Source organism: Lutibacter citreus, from assembly GCF_003260195.1.
Lineage (GTDB): Bacteria > Bacteroidota > Bacteroidia > Flavobacteriales > Flavobacteriaceae > Lutibacter > Lutibacter citreus.
On sequence record NZ_QEIH01000002.1, the window covers coordinates 61957 to 74896 of the forward strand.

At 31.1% G+C, this 12940-nt stretch carries 9 protein-coding genes; all 9 read left to right on the forward strand.

The window, feature by feature from the left end:
• Positions 1–87: 87 nt before the first annotated feature.
• Positions 88–1101, forward strand: coding sequence for a LacI family DNA-binding transcriptional regulator (locus tag DAD81_RS03325; RefSeq protein ID WP_111706823.1), 1014 nt, complete (start codon positions 88–90; stop codon positions 1099–1101).
• 2 nt (positions 1102–1103) lie between these two features.
• Positions 1104–2267 carry a glycoside hydrolase family 88 protein gene (locus DAD81_RS03330; protein ID WP_111706824.1) on the forward strand — a complete coding sequence of 388 codons (1164 nt, stop codon included), beginning with the start codon at positions 1104–1106 and terminating at the stop codon, positions 2265–2267.
• 3 nt (positions 2268–2270) lie between these two features.
• Positions 2271–3836, forward strand: coding sequence for a DUF4955 domain-containing protein (locus DAD81_RS03335; RefSeq protein ID WP_111706825.1), 1566 nt, complete (start codon positions 2271–2273; stop codon positions 3834–3836).
• A 4-nt stretch (positions 3837–3840) separates the two neighbouring features.
• A complete protein-coding gene (locus DAD81_RS03340) occupies positions 3841–5415 on the forward strand; it encodes a sulfatase family protein (protein WP_111706826.1) in 1575 nt (524 codons plus the stop codon).
• Positions 5416–5422: 7 nt separating this feature from the next.
• Positions 5423–7180 (forward strand): family 43 glycosylhydrolase, encoded by a 1758-nt coding sequence (locus DAD81_RS03345; protein ID WP_111706827.1) that lies wholly within the window; start codon positions 5423–5425, stop codon positions 7178–7180.
• 13 nt (positions 7181–7193) lie between these two features.
• On the forward strand, positions 7194–8858 hold the full coding sequence (locus tag DAD81_RS03350) for a glycosyl hydrolase family 28-related protein (RefSeq protein ID WP_111706828.1): 1665 nt from the start codon (positions 7194–7196) through the stop codon (positions 8856–8858).
• Positions 8859–8885: 27 nt separating this feature from the next.
• A complete protein-coding gene (locus DAD81_RS03355) occupies positions 8886–11765 on the forward strand; it encodes a DUF5060 domain-containing protein (protein WP_111706829.1) in 2880 nt (959 codons plus the stop codon).
• 209 nt (positions 11766–11974) lie between these two features.
• On the forward strand, positions 11975–12199 hold the full coding sequence (locus DAD81_RS03360; protein ID WP_111706830.1) for a hypothetical protein: 225 nt from the start codon (positions 11975–11977) through the stop codon (positions 12197–12199).
• Between the two features lie 15 nt (positions 12200–12214).
• Positions 12215–12520 (forward strand): hypothetical protein, encoded by a 306-nt coding sequence (locus DAD81_RS03365; RefSeq protein ID WP_157961067.1) that lies wholly within the window; start codon positions 12215–12217, stop codon positions 12518–12520.
• Positions 12521–12940 lie beyond the last annotated feature (420 nt).

Consider the following 12940-nt stretch of genomic DNA (forward strand, 5'->3'; position numbering starts at 1 on the left):
AAAGTACAAATTATTTTTAAAATACAATCGATTGTATTTTAAAAATTAAATACTATATTTGAAAAACTAATTTCCATCTCATTAAAAATGAATAAAGGTAAAATTACCATTCATGATATTTCTAAAAACTTAGGAATTGATAGTTCTACAGTTTCTAGGGCTTTAAATGACAGTCCTCGTGTTTCAAAAAAAACAAAGGAAAAAATTCTAAAAAAAGCTGAAGAATTAGGTTATCAAAGAAATAGTTTAGCTTCAAAACTTAGAACCAATCGCACAAATACTATTGGAGTAATTGTACCTAGAATATCTCGTCATTTTTTCGCTTCGGTAATTTCCGGAATTGAAGAAACCGCCTTTGATGCTGGTTACGAAGTAATCATTTGTCAGTCTTTGGATAGCTATGAAAGAGAAAAAAAATTAGTTGACACTTTGTTGTCTAACAGAGTTGACGGCATTTTAATTTCCATTTCAATGGGAACTACAAATTACGATCATTTTGAAAATTATAAAAACAACGGATTTCCAATTATATTTTTTGATCGCCCTTGTGAAGTTTCAAAAAACACCAATATTATTATTGACGATTTAAAAGCCAGTCTTGAAGCAACAGAACATTTAATTTTAAATGGTTGTAAAAATATCGCACACTTTTCTGGACCGCAAACTATTGAATTATACAGAAGAAGATACAAAGGTTATATAGCAGCTTTAGAAAAATATAATTTTCCAATTCGTGAAGAATTTATATTTGAATCTAACTTAATGAAACAAGATGGAATTCAGTGCGCCAAAGAAATTTTAAAACTACCAGAAATTGATGGTGTTTTTTCGGCAAATGATGTAACAGCAATTAGCGCCATGCAATATTTAAAAACACAAGGCAAAAAATTGCCTGAAGACATAGCCTTTGTTGGTTTTAGTAATGAACCAATTTCTGCAGTTATTGAGCCTTCTTTAACAACAATTAATCAACCAGATTTTGAAATGGGAAAAGTAGCTTCTACCCTACTTTTTAATCAAATTAATAATAAAACTGTTCTAAATCAAACCACAATATTAGAACCAGAATTAATAATCCGAAAATCATCTATTAAAAACTAATTATGAAATTACTCAAGTTAACCTCATTATTTTTATTCTCAATACTAATAACTTCCTGCTCAAAAAAAGAAAGTGAAATAGATAAATCCGCTCAACAATTTGCACTATTAGTAAACGATGCTGAAATAGCAAATAAAATTCCAAGAACTTTAACTGCAGAAGGTGAAATGCATTGGACAAACCCAAAATTCGATTGGACTGAAGGTTTTTTCCCTGGTAGTTGTTGGTATTTATTTGAAGCTACAAAAGACCAAAAATGGCAAAAAGCTGCTGAAAAATTTCAAGCTCAATTTGAATCTCATAAACTTAGAACCAACAATCACGATTTAGGTTTTGTTTTTAATTGTTCCTACGGAAATGGATATAGATTAACTAAAAACGAAAGTTTTAAACAAGTTATGATTACTTCAGCTGAATCTCTAAGTACACGCTTTAATCCAAATGTTGGTTGTATTAAAAGTTGGGACGTAACCGGCGGATGGCAAGCAACAAGAGGTTGGAAATACCCTGTAATTATAGATAATATGATGAATTTAGAATTACTTTTTGAAGTCTCTAAATTAACTGGAAATGACAAGTACAAAAACATTGCAATTACTCACGCAAACACTACTTTAAAGAACCATTTTAGAGAAGATAATAGTTCAGTTCACGTTGTTGATTACGATCCAGAAACTGGTGAAGTAAGAAACAAACACACAGCACAAGGTTTTGCACACACAAGTGCTTGGGCTCGCGGACAAGCCTGGGGATTATATGGTTACACAGTTTGCTACAGATATACAAAAGATGAAAAATACCTCAAGCAGGCTGAAAAAATCGCAAAGTTTATTACTGAATATAAAGGAACACCTGAAGATGGAATTCCTTATTGGGATTACAGCGCTCCAAACATACCAAATGAACCAAGAGATGTTTCGGCGGCTGCTGTAACAGTTTCGGCTTTAATTGAATTAGATGGTTTCTCTAAGAACACTTATAAACCTGCAATTGATAAAATAATGACCTCTTTAGCTTCTGAAAAATACACAGCTAAACTGGGAGAAAACAAACATTTTCTTTTAAAACATAGTGTTGGTAGCATTCCTCACGGAGCTGAAATTGATGTGCCTTTAAATTATGCTGATTATTATTATTTAGAAGCTTTAGTACGTTTAAAAAAATAAATTATGAGTTTTAAAAATGTATTATTTGTAACTTTAATTTTCAGTTTATTAAGTTGTCAAGCACAAAACAGTCAGGTCTGGGAAGATTTCAAAGCATCTAAACAAACTGGAAACGAACCAATTTTACCGGATTTTTCATATGCTGGTTATAAATATAGCGAAGTTGAGATTCCAACCGTTAATCATAAAATATTTGATGTAACAAAATTTGGAGCAATTCCAAACGACATTAATTCAGATAAAGATGCCATTAAAAAAGCAATTAAAGCTGCTGAAAAAAATGGCTCTGGAATTGTCTATTTCCCTAAAGGGAAGTATTACGTTAACACTCAAAATGACGATACTAGTATCATAGAAATTAAAGGTTCAAATATTGTTTTTAGAGGCGAAGGTGTAAATAAATCTACCTTGTTTTTTGATAAAGACTTACCTCCTACTGATCCTAAAAAATTATGGAGCTGTCCGAGTGCTATTCAAACTAAAGCTTCAGGTGCCGATAAAAAATTAGCTACTATTACTTCAAATACAAGAAGAGAAACTCATAATATAGAAGTTAATGATGCTTCAAAAATAAAAAAAGGAAATTGGATAATTTTAAAAGTTTCAAACAATGATCCTGAATTAATTAAATACGATATTCAACCTTTAATTGCAGATAAAACTTGGAGTACTATTAACACTAAAGGAGTAATTGTAAATGAACGTCATCAAGTATCTTCAGTAAAAAAGAATACAATTACATTGGTTGAACCTATACATTACGACATTCAAGCAAAACACAATTGGAGTGTGTATAGTTTTGCTCATTCTGAAGAGCTTGGGTTCGAAGATTTATCTTTTGAAGGTAATTGGAAAAAAGAATTTGTGCATCACCGTTCAGCTCAAGATGATGGCGGATGGAGCATTTTACAAGTTTCTAGATGTGTAAATTCCTGGGTAAAAGACTGTTCTTTTAAAAACGTAAACAACGCACTTAGTTTTTCTCAATCTGCTTATTCTACAGCCATTAATATTACTATTAATGGGTTTATAGGTCATAGTTCTGTACACGCTGCTGGAGGTTCTACTGGAATCCTTTTAGCTAATATTAATGATATTGCTGGAATGCATCATTCCACAGGTGTTGGCGGAGGAAGCACAACAGCAACCGTAATTTGGAGAAGTAAATACCCATCACATACTTGTTTTGAATCACATGCATCTCAACCAAGATGTACTTTGTTTGATAATGTTGAAGGAGGTTTCTTTTCTGGAAGAGCTGGTGGAGCTATAAAAAGTTTACCAAATCATAGTCGTTATTTAGTTCTATGGAATTTTAAAGAAACGGATGAAAGCGAAAAAGATTTTAGATTTATTGCAACCGACTCTTGGTATTGGAGAATTGTACCACCAATTATTGTTGGTTTTCACGGCGCAGGTACAACTTTCAATAAAGATGAAGTTCAAATTACAGAAAGTATTGGTGCTCCTGTAAAACCTGAATCACTATTCGAAGAACAATTAAAACTCAGATTGGGTAAATTACCCGATTGGATTACTAAATTAAAAAATGAACTTATTATAAATTAACAATATGAGCTTCAAAAATAGTATTCTTATCATTTTTTCACTGCTATTAATTAGCTGTAAAAGTGAAGTTAAAAAAGTAGAAGTAGCTTCTAAAAAACCAAATGTATTAATCATTTTTCCCGATCAATTAAGACGTTATAGCGCTGGTTTTTGGAAAGAAGACAACTACAAAAAATATGTAGTTGGAAAATCAGATCCAGTTATAACTCCAACAATAGATAAATTGGCTAAAAACGGTGTAGTTTTCACGCAAGCTGTTAGTAATTATCCATTATGTAGCCCATACAGAGGAATGATGCTTTCAGGAATGTATCCACAACAAAATGGAATTTGGAACAATTGTAAAAAAGGAAGAGTTCATAGTTTAAAAGATGATATTTCAACAATACCAGATTTATTTTATAAAGCTGGTTATAACACTTCTTACTTCGGAAAATGTCATTGGTTAAAAACAGAACCTTTATTTGACGAAAATGGCACTTATGTTGGCACAACAGAAGCACCAGGAGGACATTATGTAAACACTTATGACACTTATGTTCCACCAGGAAAACCAAGACACAATATTGAATATTTTTATCAGGCGTTAAAAGATGAACATTTTAACCCAAGAATTTATTCAAACGACCCAGATGCTATTGAAGGTAAAAAAGATGGGGAATTGCATTTGCCTAAAGTTTTTTCAGCAAAAAATGAAGCTGATAAAATTATTACTTATTTAAGAAATGAAAAGGATCAACGAAATTCTGATAAGCCATTTTGTATGATATGGTCTATGAACCCACCTCATAATCCTTGGGATGATGAAAACACTGATATGGAAACATTACATGAGTATTATGATACAGATAAGTTTCCTAAGGTAGATGACAAACTAGTTGTTAGAGAAAATGCTGATTTAGACGTTGCAAAATACGCTCGACACTATTATGCAAATGTTACAAGTGCAGATAATTACGTTGGACATGTAATTGATGAATTAGAAAAAATGGGAGAACTAGATAATACCATTGTTATATTTAGTTCAGACCACGGAGAAATGCTTGGAAGTCATAGTAAAACTGGAAAAAATTCATTTCAGTTAGAGTCTCTTTCAATACCTTTTATTGTTCACTGGCCTAAACATTTAAAAGCAGGAATTACTGATGTATTATTTTCTGCACCTGATGTTTTACCAACAGCATTGGGATTGGCAGGATTAGCAAACGAAATTCCTAAAGAAGTGCAAGGAACAAATTTTGCTGAGTTACTCGTAAACCCAGAAAATAATTCAGTAAAAAAACCTGAAGATGTTTTAATTATGTTAGGAAACTCTAGAGGTATATTCTCTGGAAAATATACATTGTGTTTAGAAGAAAACAAAAAACAATGGGATACAGATAAAGGCACTGAAATTTCAGAAGCTTATTTATATGATAATATAAATGACCCTTATCAATTAAATAAAATCAATATAAAGGATTTACCAGAAGTTGCAAACAAACTTTTAAAATCCTTAGGTAAAAAACTAAAAATGGCTAACGATCCTTGGTTTCAGCAAAAGAAATATAGTGAAACAATACCTTATCCTAAAAGCTAAATAAAATATGTTCCATATAAAAAACAGCAATAATTTTAAAGTTCTATTATTAGTTCCAATGCTAGTTCTTATAGCTTTCTCATTTTCTCAATGCAAAATTGAGAAAAAAGTAAAAGAACAGATTTCTACAGTTTGCAATCCAATGGATTTAAGTTATCGTTTTATGCCTGATGGCGTTTCAAGACGAGAAGCTGCAGACCCAACAGTTATTTTATTTAAAGACACATACTTTCTGTTTGCGTCAAAATCTGGTGGATATTGGTATTCTGATGATTTAACTAAGTGGACTTTTATTGAAACGAATGAAATTCCAACAGAAGAATATGCTCCAACCGCAATTGTTATAAACAATGAAGTTTATTTTTTAGCATCAAACGGTAAAAAAAATACGATTTATAAATCAGCTGATCCTAAAACTGGAAAATGGGAAATTGTAAAAGATGGTTTAAAAGTACCAATGACGGATCCTGCATTCTTTTTAGATGATGATAATAAGTTGTTTATATATTGGGGTTGCTCAAATAAAGACCCAATTTACGGTGTTGAAATTGATAAAAATTCCTTTGAATTTATTGGAGAAACGAAGGAATTATTATTCCCAAATCCACAAAATTTCGGATGGGAAATTCGTGGAGATTACAACACAAAAACGGACGTTTCTCCATGGTTAGAAGGCGCTTGGATGAATAAACACAACGGGAAATATTACTTACAATATTCAGCTCCTGGAACTTTAGAAAAATCGTATTGTGACGGTGTTTATGAATCTGAAAACCCTTTAGGTCCATTCACAGTTGCTAAACATAACTCGTTCGCCTATAAACCTGAAGGTTTTGCTTGTGGTGCTGGACACGGAAGTACTTTTGAAGATAAATATGGGAATTTTTGGCATGTAGGCACCATAACAATTTCTGTAAAACATAAGTTTGAAAGACGCATTGGTTTTTACCCTGTATTTTTTGATAAAGATGATGTCTTGTATTCAAATACAAAATTTGGAGATTTCCCAATGATTATTCCGAAGAAAAAAATTGAAAGTATTGATGAACTATTTCCAAATTGGATGTTACTTTCTTACAACAAACCTATTGAAGTTTCTTCTGAATTAGAAGGGCATCCAAAATATTTAGCTACTGATGAAGAAATTAGAACCTTTTGGAGTGCCAAAACCGGTGAAAAAGGAGGCTGGCTTCTAATGGATTTAGAAAAAGATGTTGAAATTAATGCAATACAAGTAAATTTTGCTGAACAAGACACCAAACTTTTTAACAGACAACCAAACATTTACCAACAGTTTTTGGTTGAATACTCTTCAGATAAAGAAATTTGGAAAACTTTAGTTGATAAAACAAAAAGTACTGAAGATGCTCCACATAATTATTTACAACTTAAAAAACCTATAAAAGCTCGCTATGTAAAAATCACAAATTATCATACTGTAAGTGGAAAATTTGCTATTTCAGATTTACGTGTTTTTGGTAACGGACAAGGCAATAAACCTCAGTTTGAAAGAACACTAGTTGCAACTAGAAATAAAGCTGATAGAAGACAAGTAAAATTAAACTGGAATGCAGATAAAAATGCTTTTGGCTACAATATCCGTTATGGAACAGCTCCTGAAAAGTTATACCTCAATTACCAAGTTTTAAAAGTTGACAGTTTAACAATTCGCAGTTTAAGCAAACTTCAAAAATACTATTTCACTATAGATACTTTCAATGAAAATGGTATTAAAAAAGGTTCAAAAATTATTGCAATAGATTAAAAACAACAAGAAAATGAAACATTTTATACTTATATTTTTAGTTGGAATTTTGCTTATTAGCTGTTCAGAAAAACCAACACAAATTTGGGAACCTGAAATTTTAAAACAATTCAAAAAAATAGGAGTTGCTTCAAAATTACCAGATTATTCATATGCTGGTTATGCCTATGGTGAAAAATCGATTCCTACAGTTAAAGGAAAAATTTATAACGTTACAGATTTTGGAGCAATTCCAAATGATGATATAGACGACACAAAAGCAATAAATTCAACTATTGAAAATGCTGGTGAAAATGGCGGAGGAATTGTCTTTTTTCCACAAGGAAAGTTTTTGGTAAATATGGATACAACCAAAACTGAAATTATAAAAATAAACTACAGTAATATTGTTTTACGAGGTTCTGGTTCAAAAAAAAACGGAACGGTAATTTATAGTGGTTCTTCAACGCATCAAGCTGAAGATAATAGTCCTTGGTTATCCCCTTTTGCTGTACATCCAGGACTAAATTTACACGGAACATCATCGTTTTTCAATGTTATAGAATTAAAAGTTTTTTCTGAAATAAGACAAGATGTTAAAGCTGGAACTTCAATACTAGAAGTAAACTCTACTAAAGAATTAAATGCTGGAGACATTATTTTAATCGCTTTAAGAAATACCACTGATAAAGGTAATTTAATGAATGATTTAATGCAACCTTTAGAGTTTGAAGAATTTCAAAAAAGTTATACTGAAGCAGGAGTTCAAAGAGCTGCATCTTTTCAATGGCCAGTTGAAATTGATAAAATTATTGATGAAACTCATATTAAATTAAAACAACCTGCACGAAGAGATTTATTAGTTAAATACAAACCAACTATTAGTAAAATGCCAATGCTTAAAAATATTGGAATTGAACATTTTAAATTTGAAAGTGCTTGGACAGGAAACTACAAGCACCACGGAAATAGAGAAATGGATTATGGTTGGGGAGCCATAAACTTTCACAGAGTTTCACATGGTTGGATTCGTGATATTCATATAGATAATTACACACAAACAACACATTTGGTAAATAGTAGAAATGTAACAATTGAAGACATTAAAATTACAGGTAAAACAGGCCATTATTCACCAAAAATGTATCATTCATCTGATAATTTAGTTCAAAATATAACAGTAGAAAATGAAGTTACACACGGTCCGGGTTTAGAAGGTTGTTCTTTTGGAAATGTTTATAGAAATATAAGCTTTAAATATCCAACTCCTATAGATTTACACGGTATGGCAGATAAAGGCTTTTGCCCGCCAATGTATAATTTATATGAAAACATTATTAATGTGAGTCGTATTGCAGGTGGTGCAGCTCCTCAAAATATCCCGCATTCTGGTGAATACAATACTTATTGGAATATTGGTATGGAAGGTTGGAAAGATGGCGATTTTCAAGAGATTTTTTATTCTTGGATTTGGAGAGATCCTAAACAATTTAAAAATGAAATGCATATAGATTGTCACAAACAATATTTAAGAAGTATTTTAGTGGGAGTTTATTCAAATAACCAAAAAAAACAACTAAGTATAGAGCATAGTTTTAAAGATAGAGCTGATGATTGGATTTATGTTGAAGGTCTTAATTCCAAAAAAACAATGGTAGATTTGTATAAAACACAGTTAAAAATACGTACATCTAAATAATTTTTTAATAAACAAACATCTGAAACAATGAAAAAAATAATTGTCTTAATTGGTGCATTATACCTAACTATAGGTTCCATTTACGCACAAAAATCCAAGGTTGAAGTGCAAGGAGAATTAAAAAAATGGCATAAAGTTACATTAGTTTTAACAGGAGATGAACTATCTGAAAATGATGCTGAAAACCCTTTTTTAAACTACCGCCTAAACGTTACATTTAAAAATAAAGAAAAAGAATATACCATTCCTGGTTTTTATGCAGCAGACGGAAATGCAGCCGAAACAAGCGCAACCAAAGGTTCAATTTGGAAAGTTAGATTTACACCTGATGCCGTTGGAGAATGGACTTATAAAGTCTCATTCAGAAAAGGAAAAATAATAGCGGTTAGTGATAATTTAGAAGCTGGAAACCCAGTTGATTTTGATGGAGAAAAAGGAACATTTACCATTACTGAATCTGATAAAACAGGAACAGATTTTAGAGCCAAAGGCCGATTAAATGTTACCAACAAAGGATATTTACAATTTGCAGATTCAAAAGAATATTTTTTAAAAGGAGGAGCTGATAGTCCCGAAAACTTTTTGGGGTATTACGATTTTGATCAAACTCCACCATCTCATAAATATGAAGCGCACGCTAAAGATTGGAAAAATGGAGATCCAACTTGGAAAAATGGTAAAGGAAAAAATATGATTGGAGCCTTAAATTATTTGGCTTCAAAAGGAATGAATTCTGTATACTTTTTAACAATGAATGTACAAGGAGACGGAAAAGATGTTTGGCCTTGGACAGATGAAAACGAAAGGTATCGTTTTGACTGTAGTAAACTAGATCAATGGGAAATAGTATTTGATTATATGGACAAAATGGGATTAATGCTTCATATTGTAACCCAAGAAACTGAAAACGAATTGTTACTAGATATAGGTGAAACTAAAACGCAACGTAAATTATATTATAGAGAATTAATTGCTCGTTTTTCACATCATTTAGGAGTCACTTGGAATTTAGGTGAAGAAAACGGACCACTTTCATGGACTCCAAAAGGCCAAACTAATAAGGACAGAGAAGACATGGCTCGCTACCTTAAATCTAATGACCCTTATAAAAATTTAGTGGTTTTACATACACATGCAAATTTAAAAGATCAAGATTTATATTTGAATCCGCTATTAGGGTTTGATCCATTAGATGGGCCTTCTTTACAGACACATCATCCTGCTGATGTTCACGATGATATTGTTAAATGGATTGATAAATCAAGAAAAGCTGGAAAAAAATGGGTTGTTTGTCAAGATGAAATTGGGCCTGCTGATACCGGAGCAAAACCAGATGCTGATGATCCTGAACATAATGAAATTAGACATGAAGTATTATGGGGAAATTTAATGGCTGGTGGCGCAGGCGTTGAATGGTATTTTGGTTACAAATATGCACATAACGATCTAAATTGTGAAGATTGGAGATCTAGAGATTTATTATGGGATCAAACAAAAATAGCGCTTGACTTTTTTCAAAAATATGTGCCATTTACCAATATGAAATCAGCAGATGGTTTAACTGATATTAAAAACGATTATGTATTGGCTGAAAACGGAGTTAACTATGTAATTTATTTGCCTAAAGTTGTTGAAACAACCATAGATTTAACTGGCTCAGCAAATAAATATTCAATTAAATGGTACAATCCAAGAACTGGAGGAATACTTCAAAAAGGAAGTGTTAAAACAATTAAAGGAGGTTCAAAAGTTTCTATAGGATTCCCTCCTACTAAAGAAAAAGACTGGGTAGCATTAATTAAAAACACTTCAAAGAAAAAGGTTACTTCAACGGTTTTAAAACCTCAAAAAATAACTTTAAATGCCTTAGTAGATTTTTATATTGATCAAAGTTCAGATGCTGTTTATTATAAAGATAAAAAAAATAAATCATTCGCAATAAATGCTGCTAACAAAGAGTCTCGCGCAAAATTCGCAAAAGCTAAAACTGTTTTTAAAGGTGAAAGTGGAAACTATAAATTAATGTTTACAACAATAACTGAAAATGATGGTGAATCGCGTTACAAAGTGTTAGTGAACGGTACAACCATAAAAGAAACTACCAATTCTGAAACGGACAAACCTACATTTGAAAAGGACCACAACTTAGGTTTTATTTATTTAGAGAAAAATGATATTCTTGAAATTGCTTCAACTGCTGAAACAAATGAGAAAATTCCAGAAAACAATGAGACAGCTTGGTCTAGAGGTAGATGGAAATCTTTAATTTTAATTCCAGGAGGTGGACTTCAACTTAAAAGTAAACTAGCAGATGTTAAGCCTTTTACTGAAAACAATGGTAAAATTGAGGTTGAAGCAGAAAATTTTCATTTTAAATCTAATAACGGAACAGCTAGAGATTGGTTTATACGAGCAAACAACAAATCAATACCATTTCAAGGTTTAGAAAATCATACTGCAACTGCTAGCGAAAATAGTTATGTTGAAGCTTTACCAGATACGCGTGTAACTCATGATGATGAATTAATTGCAGGAGAAAACTTTTTTCCTTTACCGGGTTTTGGAGGTATTGTTTCCTACAAAGTGAAAGTAAAATCTTCTGGAAAATACTATGTTTGGGTGAGAGCCTATTCAAGTGGCCCTGAAGACAACGGATTGCATGTAGGCGTTGATGAAACATGGCCTGAAAGCGGCGCACGCATTCAATTATGTGAAGGAAAAGACACTTGGACCTGGTCTTCTGCTCAACGCGTACCAGAAAACCACTGTGGTACACCGCAAAACATTTACTTAGATTTTAAACAAAAAGGAGAACATATAATCTCTTTTTCTATGCGTGAAGATGGATTTGAATTGGATAAATTTATTATAACAAAGGACAAAAATTTTAATCCAAACAATAAATAACTGCAAAATTATTTATGAAAAATGAATAAGAAAACCTTCTATTCACGTTATCTCGATAATTCTATAAAGTAAACAGCTGTATTATAAACATTTAACACGTTGACATTAATCAGATGAAAATCCTTCAATATTATAGAAAATCATTAATATCAATAACATCAATATTTTTACCTATTATAATATTGACTCTGATTTTTGGCAAATTTAATATGAGTTCTGAGAGTATTAAAGAATTAATCTATTTAATACTTGGAGTGTCAGTTTTTATTGGAACTTTATACTTTGCTTATGATAAATATTTTGGTCCTAAAGAAAGACTAAAACAAATTGAGAAATATCCATATACTGAATTTATAAAAATTGGATTTAAATCTGAAAATGATTATTTGATTGGTAAAATAAAAAAATATACTGTAGTAATTGGATATAATTGAAGAAATGATGATGGATTGCAAGTTGTTTACGGAATGATTTTATTTGACCCCAAAGTCAATGAAAAGCACATCAATGATTATGATTTATATAAATTTCAACAATCGATAAAAGACAATTATAATTATTGGGATTACGGAAGATTAACTACTGAATTTCCATTCCAAATCAAAAAACCAAAATTTGAAAAGATAGTCTCAAAATTAGAAAAAAATGCAAGTTTGATTGAAAAAAGAGGTCTTCAGAAAATTGAATTTACAAAATGGAAAAACGAGGTTGAGAATTATATTGATAAAGAAATAACTTATACTAATAATGTATAAAATTTATGCTAAAATTTAAACTAAATACAAACGACAAACATTCAACAATCGATTTGTAACGGCAGAAAAACCTCCAATTTTCTAGTAGCACAAATCTTATAAAAACTCGTTGTAGTTAATTTTAAAATAAAATGGGATAGTATTTAAAACTATAGACAACACCGAATAAAAATAATCCTAAATTAGGTGCTTGATCAAAAGTTAGTGCATTTTTGTTACGTCTGATTTTCCTTCTGAAAAACCTCGTATACAAAACCCCTCTAATCTTATACATAAATGATGTCATTGTTTAGATATACGAAAAACAAAGAAGGATACTATTTCGGCACAGCCGCTTGAAGATATAGAACTGTTATAAATTTCATTGATAAAAAAGAGTAGTTTTTTACAACCCAAAAAAGTTAAAAATAAATTCACCAT